Origin of the sequence: Microbacterium oxydans, from assembly GCF_006540085.1 — a bacterium.
Classification (GTDB): domain Bacteria; phylum Actinomycetota; class Actinomycetes; order Actinomycetales; family Microbacteriaceae; genus Microbacterium; species Microbacterium oxydans.
Genome location: NZ_BJOG01000001.1, coordinates 719,818 through 734,868 on the forward strand (window position 1 = coordinate 719,818; position 15,051 = coordinate 734,868).

The 15,051-nt window shown below is 69.4% G+C and carries 16 protein-coding genes; 9 read left to right on the forward strand and 7 right to left on the reverse strand.

Features of this window, described 5'->3' with window-relative positions:
* Positions 1 to 47 precede the first annotated feature (47 nt).
* A complete protein-coding gene (locus MOX01_RS03370) occupies positions 48 to 1,493 on the forward strand; it encodes a Na+/H+ antiporter NhaC family protein (protein ID WP_141368372.1) in 1,446 nt (481 codons plus the stop codon).
* A 15-nt stretch (positions 1,494 to 1,508) separates the two neighbouring features.
* Here the strand turns inward: MOX01_RS03370 and MOX01_RS03375 are convergent, their stop codons facing one another.
* Both MOX01_RS03375 and MOX01_RS03380 read right to left on the reverse strand, forming a co-directional pair.
* Positions 1,509 to 1,808, reverse strand: coding sequence for a hypothetical protein (locus MOX01_RS03375; RefSeq protein ID WP_046747465.1), 300 nt, complete (start codon positions 1,806 to 1,808; stop codon positions 1,509 to 1,511).
* Between the two features lie 19 nt (positions 1,809 to 1,827).
* Positions 1,828 to 3,096 carry an Nramp family divalent metal transporter gene (locus MOX01_RS03380; protein WP_046747466.1) on the reverse strand — a complete coding sequence of 423 codons (1,269 nt, stop codon included), beginning with the start codon at positions 3,094 to 3,096 and terminating at the stop codon, positions 1,828 to 1,830.
* A 94-nt stretch (positions 3,097 to 3,190) separates the two neighbouring features.
* Between MOX01_RS03380 and MOX01_RS03385 the strand changes: the two genes are divergently transcribed.
* A complete protein-coding gene (locus MOX01_RS03385) occupies positions 3,191 to 3,829 on the forward strand; it encodes a TrmH family RNA methyltransferase (protein ID WP_046747467.1) in 639 nt (212 codons plus the stop codon).
* Between the two features lie 19 nt (positions 3,830 to 3,848).
* On the opposite strand, the gene MOX01_RS03390 is transcribed toward MOX01_RS03385, so the two are convergent.
* Together MOX01_RS03390 and MOX01_RS03395 are read right to left on the reverse strand one after the other, a co-directional pair.
* Positions 3,849 to 4,160: a hypothetical protein gene (locus tag MOX01_RS03390; protein ID WP_141368374.1), complete on the reverse strand. Its 312-nt coding sequence runs from the start codon at positions 4,158 to 4,160 to the stop codon at positions 3,849 to 3,851.
* 118 nt (positions 4,161 to 4,278) lie between these two features.
* Positions 4,279 to 5,601, reverse strand: coding sequence for an MATE family efflux transporter (locus tag MOX01_RS03395; protein ID WP_141368376.1), 1,323 nt, complete (start codon positions 5,599 to 5,601; stop codon positions 4,279 to 4,281).
* Positions 5,602 to 5,685: 84 nt separating this feature from the next.
* Between MOX01_RS03395 and MOX01_RS03400 the strand changes: the two genes are divergently transcribed.
* Positions 5,686 to 6,255: a DnaJ family domain-containing protein gene (locus tag MOX01_RS03400; RefSeq protein WP_061017836.1), complete on the forward strand. Its 570-nt coding sequence runs from the start codon at positions 5,686 to 5,688 to the stop codon at positions 6,253 to 6,255.
* Positions 6,256 to 6,321: 66 nt separating this feature from the next.
* Here the strand turns inward: MOX01_RS03400 and MOX01_RS03405 are convergent, their stop codons facing one another.
* Positions 6,322 to 6,810 (reverse strand): DoxX family membrane protein, encoded by a 489-nt coding sequence (locus tag MOX01_RS03405; protein WP_061017834.1) that lies wholly within the window; start codon positions 6,808 to 6,810, stop codon positions 6,322 to 6,324.
* Positions 6,807 to 7,262, reverse strand: coding sequence for a DM13 domain-containing protein (locus MOX01_RS03410; RefSeq protein WP_061017832.1), 456 nt, complete (start codon positions 7,260 to 7,262; stop codon positions 6,807 to 6,809). The genes MOX01_RS03405 and MOX01_RS03410 overlap by 4 nt, the downstream gene beginning before the upstream one ends.
* Positions 7,263 to 7,429: 167 nt before the next feature.
* Between MOX01_RS03410 and MOX01_RS03415 the strand changes: the two genes are divergently transcribed.
* The 5 genes from MOX01_RS03415 (at position 7,430) to MOX01_RS03435 (ending at position 12,828) form a co-directional block, all read left to right on the forward strand.
* Positions 7,430 to 8,164 carry a response regulator transcription factor gene (locus tag MOX01_RS03415; protein ID WP_058631705.1) on the forward strand — a complete coding sequence of 245 codons (735 nt, stop codon included), beginning with the start codon at positions 7,430 to 7,432 and terminating at the stop codon, positions 8,162 to 8,164.
* Positions 8,161 to 9,315 carry a sensor histidine kinase gene (locus tag MOX01_RS03420; protein WP_082738548.1) on the forward strand — a complete coding sequence of 385 codons (1,155 nt, stop codon included), beginning with the start codon at positions 8,161 to 8,163 and terminating at the stop codon, positions 9,313 to 9,315. The genes MOX01_RS03415 and MOX01_RS03420 overlap by 4 nt, the downstream gene beginning before the upstream one ends.
* 10 nt (positions 9,316 to 9,325) lie before the next feature.
* Complete coding sequence (locus tag MOX01_RS03425) at positions 9,326 to 11,290, forward strand: M13 family metallopeptidase (RefSeq protein WP_141368378.1); 1,965 nt, start codon at positions 9,326 to 9,328, stop codon at positions 11,288 to 11,290.
* Positions 11,291 to 11,400: 110 nt separating this feature from the next.
* Entirely contained in the window at positions 11,401 to 12,366 is a 966-nt protein-coding gene (locus MOX01_RS03430) for a serine hydrolase (RefSeq protein WP_046747475.1), read from the forward strand.
* 42 nt (positions 12,367 to 12,408) lie between these two features.
* Positions 12,409 to 12,828, forward strand: coding sequence for a hypothetical protein (locus MOX01_RS03435; RefSeq protein WP_141368380.1), 420 nt, complete (start codon positions 12,409 to 12,411; stop codon positions 12,826 to 12,828).
* Between the two features lie 12 nt (positions 12,829 to 12,840).
* Here MOX01_RS03435 and MOX01_RS03440 read toward each other — a convergent pair whose 3' ends face one another.
* Positions 12,841 to 14,283, reverse strand: coding sequence for an MFS transporter (locus tag MOX01_RS03440; RefSeq protein WP_058631700.1), 1,443 nt, complete (start codon positions 14,281 to 14,283; stop codon positions 12,841 to 12,843).
* Between the two features lie 69 nt (positions 14,284 to 14,352).
* On the opposite strand from MOX01_RS03440, the gene MOX01_RS03445 reads away from it, so the two are divergent.
* Positions 14,353 to 15,042: a GNAT family N-acetyltransferase gene (locus tag MOX01_RS03445; RefSeq protein ID WP_058631699.1), complete on the forward strand. Its 690-nt coding sequence runs from the start codon at positions 14,353 to 14,355 to the stop codon at positions 15,040 to 15,042.
* Positions 15,043 to 15,051 lie beyond the last annotated feature (9 nt).

Sequence of the window (15,051 nt, forward strand, 5' to 3'; positions counted from 1 at the left end):
CCCTCGCGCCCGCATCCTCCACACTCCTTCACACTGAGGTGACCCCCATGCCCGAATTCGGCGCTCTCGCGCTCCTGCCCATCGTGGTGATCCTGATCGTCGCGGTCGCCACCAGACGCACCCTGTTCGCCCTTTTCTGCGGCACCGTCGCCGGGGCGCTGATCCTCGGCGGCTGGGGCGGCTTCGACGTCTGGGTCGAGTACACCGGCACAGCCCTCTCCAACGAGACGGCGCAGTGGCTGCTGCTGATCGTCGCGCTGTTCGGCATGCTGATGATGCTGTTCGAGAAGTCGGGCATCGTCACCGATTTCGCCGACTGGGCCGAGCGGTTCGTCACCTCCCGGCGCAAGTCGCTGGTGCTGACCTTCCTGCTCTCGATCGTGCTGTTCGTCGACGACTACCTCAACGTGCTCACCACCGGCACATCGATGAAGCGGGTCACCGACCGCTACCGGGTTCCGCGCACCCAGCTCGGCGCGATCATGAAGATGACGGCCGCGCCGATCGCCGTCCTCATCCCCGTCTCGACGTGGGCTCTGTTCTTCTCCGGGCTCTTCGAGGCGCAGGGGGTGACCGTCGGCGGCACCGGCTTCGGGGCGTACCTGCAGGCGATCCCGTTCATCTTCTTCGGTTGGGCAGCCCTGGCCGTCGCCCTCCTGATGAGCGTCGGCTGGCTGCCGAGGTTCGGCGCGATCAAGCGCGATGCTATCCGTGCCGAGCGCGATGGCGACGTCTTCCCGGTCGGCACGACCGACGAGGAGCGCAGGGCCGAGGGGACGGCTCTCCTCGCCGAGCTGAAGGCGGACGACCCGGACGGCTCGACGGCGCAGCGCGTGGCGACAGCCCTCGCGACGTCGAACGAGACCGGGAGAAAGCCGCAGCCGTGGGGATTCCTGATCGCCATGGCCGTGCTCGTCGGAGTGACGATCGCGACGAACGCCAACGTGGTCGCCGGCACCGCCGCGTCTCTCGCGGTGACGATCGTGATCGTGCTCGTGCAGCGCCGACTCCGCATCCGCGGGGTGCTGGACGCCGCGCTCGAGGGCATCGAGAGCATGCTGTTCGTGATGGTGCTCACCGTGCTCGCGTTCATGGTGCAGGAGATGAACATCACCCTGCAGCTGGCGGAGTTCGTGATCCAGGTCACCGAGCCCGTGCTCACTCCGGCCCTGCTGCCGGCGATCGTGTTCGCGGTGTGCGGCGTCTACGCCTACGCGACGGGATCGTTCTGGGACCTGGCCGCCGTCATCACCCCGGTCGTCCTCCCTCTCGCGATCGCGCTCGGAGCGGATCCGATCCTCGCGGGTGCCGCCGTGTTCTCCGGTGCGGCGCTCGGCAGCACCACGTGCCTGTACGGCGACGGCATCATCCTCGCGTCGCGGTCGATCGGCATCAAGCCGATCAATCTGATGCTCGCGATCCTGCCCTACGCGGGGATCGCGGCCGGATTGTCGTTCGTGCTCTACCTGGTGACGGGATTCGTCACGGCGTAGTGCCGTCAGCGCGGGTTAGTTCGCGACGGCGACCAGGATGCCGAACGCGGCCTGACCCGCGAAGAAAACGACGAGGAACCCGAGGAGCGCGGCGGCCAGAGACAGGCGGCCGTCGAAGTCCTCGATGTCGGCCATGCCGATCTTGCGTGCCCGGAACGCCAGCACGAGTGTGGCGATTCCGAGGGCGAGCTGCACCCACGGGCTCGCGAGGTCGATGACCTTCGGGAAAGCGATCAGCACGGCGCCGATCACGCCCGTCGCGAAGCCGGTCCAGGTGAGGATGCGGACGTTGCGGCGGGCGTTCTCGGCAGACATGTGTCGAGCCTATCCGGGCTCAGGCGCCCGTCAGCACCAGCCAGAGCAGGGCGCCGTTGAGCGCGATCAGGAGCACGGAGGCGATCACACCTGCCGCCGTCGTCCAGCGGCTGTTCACCCAGGAGCCGAGGGTGCGTCGCTGCGCGGTCAGGGCGACCAGGGGGATCAGTGCGAACGGGATCCCGAACGACAGCACCACCTGGCTGAGGACCAGCGCGAGCGTCGGGTCGAAGCCGATGCCGAGGATCACGAGCGCCGGGATCAACGTGACCAGTCGACGGGCGAGCAGGGGGATGCGCACATGCAGCAGGCCGTGCATGATCTCCGCCCCGGCGTAGGCGCCCACGGAGGTCGACGCCAGCCCTGAGGCGAGCAGACCCACGGCGAAGAAGGTCGCCACGACCGGCCCGAGTCCGGCAGCGAGCGCGGCGTGCGCGCCCTCCAGGGAGTCGGTGCCCTCGACTCCCGCGAGGTTCGCGGCGGCGAGCAGCAGGATGCACAGGTTCACGGAGCCGGCGACCACCATGGCGATCGACACGTCCCAGCGGGTGGCCGTGAGCAGGCGGCGGATGCGCGACGCCTCGGTGCGCACGGCCTCGTCGCCGATGTGGTCGGTCGCGGCGCCGAAGCGGTCGCGGGCCAGGGAGGAGTGCGCGTAGATCGCATGCGGCATGATCGTCGCGCCGAGGATGGAGGCGGCGAGCAGGACCGAGCCGGTGTCTTCGAACCGGGGCACCATGCCGCCGATGACGCCCGCCGGGTCGGGGGGCGCGACGAACACGCCTGCGACGAAGCCGATCGTGATGATCGCCATGAGCGCGATGATGACGAACTCGAACGGACGGGCACCGCGACGGCTCTGCACCGTGAGCAGGATCATCGAGACCGCGCCGGTGATGAGGCCGCCGAGCAGCAGCGGCACGTCGAACAGCAGGTTGAGGGCGACCGCGCCTCCGATGACCTCGGCCAGGTCGGTCGCCATCGCGACCAGCTCCGCCTGCAGCCAGTATGCACGGCGGGCCCAGGGGCGCGTGAGCCGTGAGCCCAGCAGCTCCGGGAGGCTCTGCCCGGTGACGACCCCGAGCTTGGCCGACAGGTACTGGATCAGCCAGGCCATCACGTTGCCCGCGACCACGACCCACACCAGCAGGTAGCCGTACTGCGCCCCTGCGGTCATGTTGCTGGCGACGTTGCCGGGGTCCAGATACGCGACGCCCGCGACGAGGGCAGGCCCGAGCAGCCACAGACTGCGCGGAGCCCTGGCCGGGGGAGCGGTCGGGTTCGTCATCGGAGCGGAAGCATTTTTAGGCACACCGAAACCGTAGCGTATTTTTCGGTGGACCTAAATATCCCGGAACGTGTGGCGGCGCTAGCCTGGCGAGATGGATGACGCGAGCACAGGATCGATCGCCCAACCCGGGTACGGCGTGGGCCCGTGGCCCGGAGGCGAGACGGCCTGGCCGGAGGGCGAGCAGTACGACCCTGAGCTCCTGGCGGCGGGGGACACCCGCAACGTGATCGACCGCTACCGCTACTGGCGGATGGAGGCGATCGTCGCCGACCTCGACACCCGGCGGCATCCGTTCCACGTCGCGATCGAGAACTGGCAGCACGACATGAACATCGGGTCGATCGTGCGCAGCGCCAATGCGTTCCTCGCCGACACCGTGCACATCATCGGCCGCCGCCGCTGGAACAAGCGCGGTGCGATGGTCACCGACCGCTACCAGCACGTCGTGCACCACGAAGACGTCGAGACGTTCGCCGCCTGGGCTGCGGCCGAAGGAGTCCCGATCATCGCGGTCGACAACGTCGAGGGAGCGGTACCCGTCGACAAGGCCGATCTGCCGCAGCGCTGCGTGCTGCTGTTCGGGCAGGAGGGGCCCGGCCTCTCGGCCGAGGCGCTCGCCGCTGCGTCCGCCCACATCGAGATCACCCAGTACGGATCCACGCGCTCGATCAACGCCAGCGCCGCGGCCGCCGTGATCATGTACGAGTGGTGCCGGAGATACGCGGCCTGAACCCGGCTCGTGTGATCGGTCAGCCGCGGTCGATGCCGAAGATGTGGCGATAGATCGCGCTCACGTCGCGATCGAGATGATCCATGCGCTCATGCACCGCCCGGATCTCCGTGCGCACGCCGGCGAACTCGCTGCCCGTCTCGGTGCGCACACTCGCGAACTCGTTCCGGAACTCGGTGCGCACGCTCGCGAACTCGTTCCTCATCTCGGTGCGCACGCCCTCGAATCCGTTCTGCATCGTGCGCAGGAACATCGTCGAGATCAGTGTGATCGTGCCGAACATCCCCGCGGCGAAGACGCCGATCAGAGTCCATACCTGTGGCTCCGTCATCCCCAACATCCCTTCAGTGTCCCTCGATCCTCGTCGAGGGCGCCAGGGGTCGGCGACGTAGTATTCCGCGGATTCCGGGCGTTGTGGAGAAGTCGTGATCGCCGGGTTCGGTGCAGTGTCAGGCCGTGGCGGAGAGCCAGCGCCCCGAGCGCACCCGCCAGCCCAGAGTCCCGAGTCGCGCGAGCAGGTACACGCCGAAGAAGGCGACCGCGAGCCACACGAGTCCCGCGGTGCCGTCGACCCCCGTCGCCGTGACGATCCACAGCGCGGGGAGGAACGGCACGAGGTTCAGGCCGCCGGCGATCGCGAGGTATCGGGCGTCGTTCGCGCCCATGAGCACCCCGTCGAGCACGAAGACCACACCGGCGATCGGCTGGGCGACGGCGAGCACGAGCAGCGCCGGTTGCACGAGGGAGGCGATCGCCGCTGATCCGGTGAAGACGATGCCGAGCACCCCCGACAGTGCGGCGATCAGCGCGCCGACGATCACGCCGAACCATGCGCCCCAAGCGACGGTGCGGGCCAGCACACGGTGCACCTGCTGCTCGTCTCCGGCTCCGAGTTCCTTGCCGATGAGCGCTTGCGCTGCGATCGCGAGGGCGTCGAGCGCGAACGCGGCGGCCGAGAAGATCGTGAAGACGATCTGCCATCCGGCCAGCTCGTCCGTGCCGATTCCGGTGGCGACGCCCACGGTCGCGAGCAGTGCGACGCGCAGGCTCACGGTGCGCAGGAACAGCCAGCCGCCCGATGTCGCGGTGCTGCGAAGACCCGCGCCCTGTGCGCGCAGCGAGGCGCTGTGCCGGGTGGCGAGACGACGGACGACCAGCACGTAGGCGGCGACCATCCCCCATTGCGCGGTCACGGTGCCGGCGGCGGAGCCCGCGATGCCCCAGCCGAGTCCGTAGATGAAGAGCCAGTTGAGCAGGGCGTTCGCGCCGAACCCGAGGCCCGCGATCCACAGCGGCGTCATGGTGTCCTGCATTCCGCGCAGGAGTCCGGTCGCGGCGAACACGATGAGCATGGCGGGAAGACCCCACATCGAGATCACGAGGTACTCGTTCGCCTGGGCGGCCACGGCTTCGCTGGCACCGAACAGCGAGACCAGCCACGGCGAGGAGACCGCTCCGATGACCGCGAGCACGGCGCCGAGCCCGAGGGCCAGCCACATGCCGTTGACTCCCACCGAGACGGCCTCTCCCGGCTGCCCCGCTCCGAAGCGCCGGGCGACGGCCGGCGTCGTGGAGTAGGCGAGGAAGACCATGAGTCCCACGATCGTCTGGAGCACGGCTCCTGCGATGCCGAGCCCGGCGAGCGGTGTGGTCCCGAGGTGCCCGACGAGCGCGGCATCCACGATCAGGAACGCGGGCTCCGCGATCAGCGCGCCGAGAGCGGGGATAGCCAGCCTCAGGATCTCTCGGTTGAGGGAGGCGCGCGCGGTCATCCTCCGAGCCTATGACCTGGCGCCGACCTCGCCCGCTGCCATGGACGTAGGGTGAAGGAGACCCGGATGTCACGGAGGTGCATCATGACGGACCCCAGAGACGCGGCGGCGCGGTACCTCGCACGCAGGAGCGAGCGTGCGGACGCCGACGGGAGCGCGGACGGCGACGCGAGCGAGGAGTCGGGGGCCGCACCGGGTTTCGCCGCTGCCGTCGATCCTGCGGCGTTCATCGAGACGGCGATCCAGGTGGCGATCCGTCGCGGAGAGTTCGACGATCTCCCCGGCGCGGGCAAGCCTCTCGAAGGGCTCGGGACCCACCACGATCCCGACTGGTGGATCCGCCGCAAGATCCAGACCGAGAACCTGACCGGCCTCGGGCCGCCCGCGATCCTGCTGCGCACCGAGGACAGGGAGTTGGACGACCAGCTCGACCTGCTCGGGCGCGAGTCCGATGTGCGCGACGTGCTGGAGGACTTCAACCGTCGCGTGCGGGAGGCGCGTCGCCAGCTTCAGGGCGGTCCGCCGGTCGTGACACCCCTCCGTGACGTGGATCACGAGGTGGCCGCCTGGGCCGAGCGCCGTGCCGCACGCCCGGCCCCTGCCCCTGCCGAGCAGCCGCGTCGCCGGCGCTTCCGCGCTCGACGACGCGACTGACCCGGACGCCCGCCCCTCCGCGACGCGATCCGGTCCCCTCTCGGCAGGTTCAGCCCTCCCGTCGCTTCAGCCCTCCCACAGGCCTGAAGCCGTCTCGGTGCCTTGTGCGCGACGCGCACGAAGCCATCCATCCACTCCGAGCCGTGCAGCGGCCGGGACGAGGAGCACGACAGCGGAGAGCATGACCATCGCCGGATACTGGGCGATCAGCTGATCGGCGCTCCAGTAGAGCATCAGTGTTCCGATCGACAGGAAGGCGGTGATCCTGGTCAGCAGGCCCGCGACCAGCAGCACGCCGAGGGCGACCTCGAGGGCGGGCATCACCACGCCGAACAGCTCGGGCGCCGCCCCCATGAACGACCCGAGCGGGGCGAAGAACCACGGCACCCGAGGGTTCCCCTCCGTGCTCTGTGCCACCAGCTCGATGTCGGCCGCCCCGAACCCCGCGCGGTACTTGAGGATGCCCTCGATCAGCCAGAGCACCCCGACCGCCACCCTGGCCCCGCCGCCGAGCAGCGAGAGGACCAGGGCGCGTGCCGGCCGCGCTCCGCTCATGAGAGCTCGGCTGCCCCGAACACGGCCTTCGCCTTGTCGCAGTGGATTACGACGTAGGAGTACTCGGACGTGTCGATGCCGTCGAGGGCGAAGGTCTGCGTCGCGGTGTCGAACGAGACCGCATCGACGAGCATGCCGGCGGAGACCGCGGCCTCGTCGGTGCCGTTCGTGAGGTAGACGTGCAGGTCGGGTCCCTCGTCGGACGAGAACCCGGACAGGGCGATCTCGTCGTCGGACACGGTCACGGTGCCCGAAACCTTCTTCTCGTTCAGACCCATGAAAGTGCCGGTCTTCTCGGACATCTTCATCTCGGTCGTCGACGTGCCGGGATCCGCGCTCTGCGACGCCGACGACGAGGGCTTGGTGTCCTCGGTGGCGGCGGGGGAGCTGCACGCCGCGAGGGCGAGAGCGAGAGTGACGGCCGCGGTGGCGGCGAAGGCGGTCTTGCGCATGAGGTTCTCCTGTTCACGGTGTGTGCGACTGTGTGTCCGGAGCGACGGAGGCCGCGGCGGATCGCACTTCGAAGAACGCTACGAACGCGCGGAGGGCGATGGGGGAGACCTTTCAGAACCGTAAGGAACCGCCCGACGGCGCTGAGCCCGCGACTAGTGTCGACCCCATGCAGCAGGAGACCCCCAGGGGGCAGGAGGCACCCGGGCAGCAGACGACCGAGGTGGTGGTCGTCGAGGACGACCCCACCGTCAGAGCGGCCGTCGGCGCGTACCTGCGGGCCAACGGCTACGAGGTGTCGAGTTTCGGAGACGGTGTCTCGGCGCGCACAGCCCTGCGCGAGAGGACGCCGGACGTGGTGATCGTCGACCGCATGCTGCCGGGGATCAGCGGGGACGAGCTCTGCCGCGACCTGCGCTCGTTCTCCGATGTGCCGATCATGATGCTGACCGCTCTCGGGCAGGTGGACGACCGCATCGAAGGGTTCGAGTTCGGCGTCGACGACTACCTTGCCAAGCCCTTCTCGCTGCGGGAGCTGTCGATGCGCGTCGGCGCCCTGGTCCGCCGCGCGCAGGCCGTCCAGGCCGCGGCGGGCGAGGTGCGCGCCGGAGTGTTCGCGATCGATCCGCTGCGTCGCCGTGTCTGGGTGCGTGGCGAGGAGATCGCCCTCACCGGCCGCGAGTACGATCTGCTGCTCTTCCTCGCGCGCAACGAGGGGCGAGCACTCGGGCGGGAGGAGATCCTGCGCGAGGCGTGGGGGTGGAGCTTCGGCGAGGCATCGACCGTCACGGTGCATGTGCGCCGGCTCCGGGAGAAGATCGAACAGGATCCGCGCGACCCCGTCCACCTGCGCACGGAGTGGGGCGTCGGCTACCGGTTCTCGACCGACGGGGACCGATCATGATCGTGCTCGCCGCACCCGATGTGCTGCTGATCGTGCTGACGTGCCTGCTGGCGGCCGTGGTCGTCGCGGCGCTCACCCTCGCCCTGTTGCGAATGCTCCGGCGCCGGTCGGTCCGTGCGCAGCTCATGCTGGTCGCCAGCGCAGGGGTCGTCACGATGGCGGCTTCGGTCGTCGCGATCGCGGTGGAGATGTACATCTCCACACACGACCTCACGGTGCTGCTCGCCGTGATCGGGGTGTCCCTCGTCCTGGGGCTGGCGACCGCCTGGGTCGCGGCGAGAGCGATGAGGGCGTCGTTCGACCGTTTCTCGGCATCGCTCGAGGAGATGGGCCGCGGCGGAGTGATCGTCGCGGGAGCCGGCGGATCCCGCGAACTGGACGGCCTGTCGATGCAGCTGGCCGAGGTCTCGGCGAAGGTGGATGCCGCCAACGCCGAGCTGGAGCGTCTCGATTCGGCCCGGCGGCGCTTCTTCGCCTGGATCTCTCACGACCTCCGCACTCCCCTGACGGCGGTGCGCGCGCTCGCCGAGTCGATCGAGGACGGGGCTGCCGACGCACCGGAGCGCTTCGCCGGGCAGGTGCGGGCGCAGGTGGAGACGATGAGCCGCATGGTCGACGAGCTGTTCGAGCTGTCGAAGCTGACATCCGGCGCCGTGCAGCTGCAGACGCAGCAGGTCGAGCTGCTCGATGTGGTCTCCGACGCGGTCGCCGACGTCGCGGTCGCGGCTGCCGCACACGACGTGCGCATCGTCGAGCGCGGGGTGGGTGGGCACGTGCTCTGGGCCGATCCGCATCAGCTCGGGCGCATCATCGTCAATCTGCTGACGAACGCGATCCGGCACGCGCCACGCGGCACGGAGATCGTCATCTCCGCCACCGAGGCGGACCGGAACAGACTCGTGCTCGGCATCCTCGATCACGGAGCCGGAGTGGCGGTGGAAGACCTCGACCGCATGTTCGACGTGGGCTGGCGCGAGGACGCCGCCCGCACCTCGGCCGGCGATCAGGGCGGTGTCGCCTCCGGAGCGGGGCTCGGACTGTCGATCGCCCGCGGCCTCGCCCGTGCCCACGGCGGCGAGGTGTTCGCCGAGCGCACCGACGAGGGATTCCGCATGAACGTGCTCCTGCCGTTCGGGGGAGGCGGGTCATAGGCTGGAGCGCATGACTGACGTTCTTCCCGTGGGCCTCGCCCTTGATGAGTTCAGCTCCGACATCCGCCCCCAGGACGACCTGTACCGCCACGTGAACGGCGCCTGGCTCGCCCGTACCGAGATCCCGGGCGACAAGGCGCGCTGGGGCTCGTTCCACCTTCTCGCCGAGCAGGCGGAGAAGGATGTGCGCGCCATCATCGAGGAGTCGCAGGACGCCGCGGAAGGCACGCTCGCCCGCAAGATCGGCGACCTGTTCGCGAGCTTCATGGACACCGAGCGCATCGATGCCGCCGGTGTCGCCCCGCTCGCCGAGACGCTCGCCGAGATCGATGCGATCGCCGACGTTCCGACGTTCCTGCGCACGGTGGGCGCCTACGACCGCGACGGCCGCGCCTCGATCATCGGTCTCTACGTCGACGGCGACCCCGGCGACCCCGAGCGCTACCTCCCCGTGCTCGTGCAGGCGGGTCTGTCGCTTCCCGACGAGAGCTACTTCCGGCTCGACACCTTCGCCGACACGAGGACCGCGTACCGCGCGCACCTCGAGCGTCTGCTAACTCTGGCCGGCGTGGGCGATGCCGCGGCGAACGCCGACCGCGCGATCGCTCTCGAGACCGAGTTGGCGGGCCACCACTGGGACAACGTGCGCAGCCGTGACGCCGTGGCGACGTACAACCTCAAGACCTGGGACGAGCTGCAGGCACTCGCGGGCGTCGACCTGGCTCCGTGGCGCGAGGCGGTCTCGCCGTCGAACCCCACCGCTTTCGACGAGGTCGTCGTCGCGCAGCCCAGCTTCTTCGAGGGGCTCGGTTCGCTGCTGACCCCCGAGCGGCTGGACGACTGGAAGGCCTGGCTGCGGGCGAAGGCCGTGCACGCCGCCGCCCCGTACCTGACCGACGACCTCGTGCAGGAGAACTTCTCGTTCTACGGCACCGAGCTCACCGGAGTGCCGACGATCCGGGAGCGCTGGAAGCGTGGCGTCTCGCTCACCGAGGGGGCGCTCGGCGAGGCCATCGGCAAGGTCTACGTCGAGCGGCACTACCCGCCGACGGCGAAGGCCGCCATGGACGAGCTGGTCGCGAACCTGATCGAGGCGTATCGGCGGAGCATCACCGACCTCGAGTGGATGACGGCCGAGACCCGCGAGCGCGCGCTCGCCAAGCTCGACTCGTTCACCCCGAAGATCGGGCATCCCGAGGTGTGGCGCGACTACTCCAGCCTCGAGATCGACAGGGGAGACCTGTTCGGCAACGTGCGCCGGGCGTCGATCTTCGAGCACGACCGCAACGTCGACAAGGTGGGCAAGCCCATCGATCGCGACGAGTGGCACATGCCGCCGCAGATGGTCAACGCGTACTACAACCCGTCGATGAACGAGATCGTCTTCCCCGCGGCCATCCTGCAGTACCCGTTCTTCGACGCAGGGCGTGACGCCGCGGCGAACTACGGCGGCATCGGTGCGGTCATCGGTCATGAGATCGGGCACGGCTTCGACGACCAGGGCAGCCGCTACGACGGCGATGGACGCCTGCAGGACTGGTGGACCGATGCCGACCGCTCGGCGTTCGAGGAGCGCACCAAGGCGCTCATCGCGCAGTACGACGCGCTCGTCCCGGAGGGCCTCGATGCCGAGCACCACGTGAACGGCGCGCTCACCATCGGCGAGAACATCGGCGACCTCGGCGGTCTCGGCATCGCGTTGAAAGCATACGAGCTGTCGCTGGACGGCCAGGAGGCCCCGGTCATCGACGGGTACACGGGGGTGCAGCGCCTGCTGCTGTCATGGGCGCAGGTGTGGCAGCAGAAGAGCCGTGACGCCGAGACGCTGCGCCTGCTCACGATCGACCCGCACTCGCCCAACGAGTTCCGCTGCAACCAGATCGTGCGCAACATCGACGCCTTCTACGAGGCGTTCGGCGTGACCGAGTCCGACGCGCTGTGGTTGCCTGCGCCGTCGCGTGTGACCATCTGGTGACAGATCGTCGCACTCTGTGAATCATCCCCCGGCGGTGGGGTTACGATAGCCCTGCCGCCGGGGATCGCCTTCCCGCGGTATCCCGCACATCCACCCCCCTAAGGATCAGCGTGGGCGCTCTCGAGCCTGGTGAAGGCTTCCGCAACTCCTCGGCCCCCGAGTCTCTCGACGGTGCCCAGGAGGCCTCGGGTGCTGGGCGCCGTTCGCAGCGCACCAGCCGCCGGCTTCCGCGCCGCGCGGCGGCGGGACGACGCTCGTTCACGGCCACGCTCCGTGCGCTGGAGGGGCTGGTCGATTCCGGAGCGCAGGTCTCGGTGCACGTGGTCGACCTCGACAACCATGTGCATGTGCTGGCCGGCGACGACCACGTGACGATGCCGATCGCCGGTCTCGGCGTGGTGCCGCTTTTGATCGAGGTCGCTGCGGGCTTCCAGAGCGGTGCTCTCGATCCGTTCGAGATCGTCGAGCGCGAGAGTGTCGACGCCGTGGAGACCTCGGGGTTGTGGCGGCATCTGCACGCGCCGGCGCTGCCCCTGGAAGACCTCGCGGTGATGGCGGCGACCGCGGGCGATCCGATCGCGGTGAACGCCCTGCTGCAGCGGGTGGGGCATGATCGCGTGCGTGAGCGCATCGAGTCGCTCGGACTGCGCCGCACGGCTCTGCTCGATCGCTTCCGCGACCGCCGCGGCCCCGACGACGCCCCGCAGGTGGCCGTGGGGTCGGCGCGCGAGCTCGCCGGGCTGTTCTCCGCCCTCGTGAACTCGCAGGTGGTCGATGTCGCCGTCAGCGCACAGGTGTCCGAGTGGCTCAGCCTCAACCAGGATCTGAGTCTGGTCGCGGCCTCCACCGGCCTCGACCCTTTCGCCCACGATCACGATGCGCACGGCCTGCTGTTCGTGAACAAGACCGGGAGGGATCGCGGAGTGCGGGCCGAGGCGGGTGTGCTGGCCGGGCCCCGAGCCGGTGTCGCGTACTCGCTCATCGTGTGCTTCGACGACCTCTCGATCACCCACCGTCTGCGCGCGCACGACGCCTTCCGCGTGCTCGGCGTCGAACTCATGGAGTACACGCACTGACGTCGACGCGGGCGAGCTCACCCGCACCGCTAGCATCGGGGGATGCCTCGATCTGACTGGACCCCGCATCGCCGCGACGACGGCGAGCTGCTCGGGTGGATCCATCCCGAGGGTGAGCACTGGGTGGCGGTCGACGTGCTCGGACGCCCCGCGTCGGTTCCCACCGAATGGCTCGACGCCGAAGCGGCACTCGAGGAGCACGGCATCGCCTGGCTCGCCGACCCCTGGATGCTCGAGGGCGAGGCGCTGTTGGACGGCGAGGCCGACCGTCCGCTCCGGGTGCGCATCCTCGAGGTGACCCCCGACGAAGACGGTTCGCCCGGTCGAATCGTCGTGAAGATCGACGACTTCGGCGACATGACGCGTCCGGCTGCTGCGCAGTTCGTCCTGGCATGGCCGATCCCGGACCGCCTCCGCCCGCCGCGCGCCGACGACCCCGACCCCCGCACGATCGCCGGCTGACGCCGACGCGTCTCAGCCCGGCAGCGAGGGGCGCTGCTCGGAGCTCCGCTGCTTCGGGATGAACAGCGACAGCACCACCGCGATGATGCCGGCGGCGATGGCGAGCCAGAAGCACACCTCGAAGGCAGCGCGTGTCGGGACGGCGACTCCGCCGACGTCGACGCTCATCGCGGCGAGGACACCGCCCATCACCGCCGAGGCGCTGGATGTGCCGACCGATCGGAACAGGGCGTTCAGTCCGTTGGAGGCTCCGGTCTCGTTCGCCGGGACCGAGCGCATGATGATCATCGGCATGGCCGCGAACGTGAACCCGATGCCCACTCCGATGAAGATGTTGGCCACGAAGATGTGCCACACCTCGGAAGACCACAGCAGCACGAAGACATAGGCGAGCACGATCGCGCCGGCACCGACTGTGAACAGCGGACGCGGTCCGACGGTGCGCTCGAGCCAGCCGGAGAGGGGCGAGATGACCATCATCACGAGACCGGCCGGCATGATCACGAGGGAGGCGGCGAGCATGTCGAGGCCGAACCCCGCACCGCCGATCGTCGGCATCTCGAGCAGCTGTGGGAACGTGACGTTCGAGGCGAAGAGCGCGAAACCCATCCCGATCGCGGCGATGTTCGTGAACAGCACCGCGGGGCGGGCGGCGACACGCAGGTCGAGCAGCGGATCCTTCGTGCGCAGCTGATACCAGCCCCACACCAGCAGCACCACGAGTCCGCCGATGATGCAGGTGAGCGTCAGGGGAGACGTCCATCCCCATTGCGCACCCCGCGAGACGAAGAGCAGGATGCCCGTGAGGCCGATCGCGAGTCCGATGGCTCCGATCACGTCGAGCCGCCCGGGAGAGCGCAGCACATCTTCGGGGATCACCGCCAGCACCAGGGCGAGGCCGACGACACCGAGTGCCGCGGCGAGCCAGAAGAGCATGTGCCAGTCGGCGTTCTGGGCGAGGAGCGCGGCCACCGGCATCCCGATCGCGCCGCCGACGCCCATCGTGGCGCTCATGAGGGCGACCGCGGTGCCCAGCCGTTCAGGAGGGAGCACATCGCGCATGATCGCGATGCCGAGCGGGACGACGCCGGTCACCGCACCCTGCAGCGCGCGGCCGATGATCACGCCGACGATCGAGCCGGAGACGGCGGCGATCACGGACCCGAGGATCAGGATCGCGAGCAGGGCGATCACGACACGGCGTTTTCCGTACATGTCGCCGAGCCGGCCCGAGATCGGGGTGGCGACGGCGGCGACGAGCAGCGTGATCGTGACGACCCAGGTGGTGTCCTCGCGGGAGGCGTTCAGCAGCTGGGGCAGCTCGGCCTGCAACGGCACGACCAGCGTGAACATGAACGACGAGCAGAGCCCCGCGAAGGCGAGGACCGCGACGATCGCCCAACGGGGAGGAGTGCGGGAGAGACGCTTCCTCGCTCTGTCATCGCTCGCACCCATCGGCTCAGGCTATCGCCGAATCCTCGTGCCGGATTCCTCGAACGGGCCGAGGAGGGGCAGACTGGGTGCGTGCGAACCATCCGTGATCTCGACACCGTTGAACTCATCCTCGACGCCCAGGGCCTGCTCGACTCCATCAGGGGTCCGCAGCGCGTGGTGGATGCCGGAACCCTGCGTGCCCTGCAGCAGTCGGGCAACTACGTCGTCGGCTTCTTCGACGGCGAGGGCGAAGACGAGCGCATGGTCGGCGCGTCCATCGCCTTCTTCGGCGAGCCGGCCCGACGTGCGATGCACTCCCACATCACCGCCCTGCTGCCCGAGTACCGCGGGCGCGGCTGGGGTCGCGAGCTCAAGGAGCATCAGCGACAGTGGGCGTTCTCCCGCGACGTCGGCCGCATCACGTGGGTGTTCGATCCGCTGGTGGCGCGCAATGCGCACTTCTTCTTCACGGTGCTGGGTGCCCGTGCCACCGGATACTCGGTCAACCGCTACGGCATCTTCGGCGGCGGTGACGCGGGCGACGAGAGCGACCGACTCGACGTCGAATGGGCACTCGCCGACATCGCCAAGCCCCCGGCCGACGACGCGGTCGTGGAGACCCTCGAGATCCCGGCCGACATCGAGGCGCTGCGCGTCTCCGATCCTGCGGCCGCCCACGAGTGGCGCCTGCGCCTGCGTGCGCAGATGGAGGGCCTGCTCGGCAGCGGCCTCCGGATCGCCGGGTACGACACCGAACGCGGCTACCTCTTCACGGCGTGATGCGGGATG

Coding starts and splice junctions, on each gene's coding strand:
- MOX01_RS03370 (WP_141368372.1), top strand. CDS start 48: ATGCCCGAATTCGGCGCTCTCGCGCTCCTGCCCATCGTGGTGATCCTG.
- MOX01_RS03375 (WP_046747465.1), bottom strand. CDS start 1,808: ATGTCTGCCGAGAACGCCCGCCGCAACGTCCGCATCCTCACCTGGACC.
- MOX01_RS03380 (WP_046747466.1), bottom strand. CDS start 3,096: ATGACGAACCCGACCGCTCCCCCGGCCAGGGCTCCGCGCAGTCTGTGG.
- MOX01_RS03385 (WP_046747467.1), top strand. CDS start 3,191: ATGGATGACGCGAGCACAGGATCGATCGCCCAACCCGGGTACGGCGTG.
- MOX01_RS03390 (WP_141368374.1), bottom strand. CDS start 4,160: ATGACGGAGCCACAGGTATGGACTCTGATCGGCGTCTTCGCCGCGGGG.
- MOX01_RS03395 (WP_141368376.1), bottom strand. CDS start 5,601: ATGACCGCGCGCGCCTCCCTCAACCGAGAGATCCTGAGGCTGGCTATC.
- MOX01_RS03400 (WP_061017836.1), top strand. CDS start 5,686: ATGACGGACCCCAGAGACGCGGCGGCGCGGTACCTCGCACGCAGGAGC.
- MOX01_RS03405 (WP_061017834.1), bottom strand. CDS start 6,810: ATGAGCGGAGCGCGGCCGGCACGCGCCCTGGTCCTCTCGCTGCTCGGC.
- MOX01_RS03410 (WP_061017832.1), bottom strand. CDS start 7,262: ATGCGCAAGACCGCCTTCGCCGCCACCGCGGCCGTCACTCTCGCTCTC.
- MOX01_RS03415 (WP_058631705.1), top strand. CDS start 7,430: ATGCAGCAGGAGACCCCCAGGGGGCAGGAGGCACCCGGGCAGCAGACG.
- MOX01_RS03420 (WP_082738548.1), top strand. CDS start 8,161: ATGATCGTGCTCGCCGCACCCGATGTGCTGCTGATCGTGCTGACGTGC.
- MOX01_RS03425 (WP_141368378.1), top strand. CDS start 9,326: ATGACTGACGTTCTTCCCGTGGGCCTCGCCCTTGATGAGTTCAGCTCC.
- MOX01_RS03435 (WP_141368380.1), top strand. CDS start 12,409: ATGCCTCGATCTGACTGGACCCCGCATCGCCGCGACGACGGCGAGCTG.
- MOX01_RS03440 (WP_058631700.1), bottom strand. CDS start 14,283: ATGGGTGCGAGCGATGACAGAGCGAGGAAGCGTCTCTCCCGCACTCCT.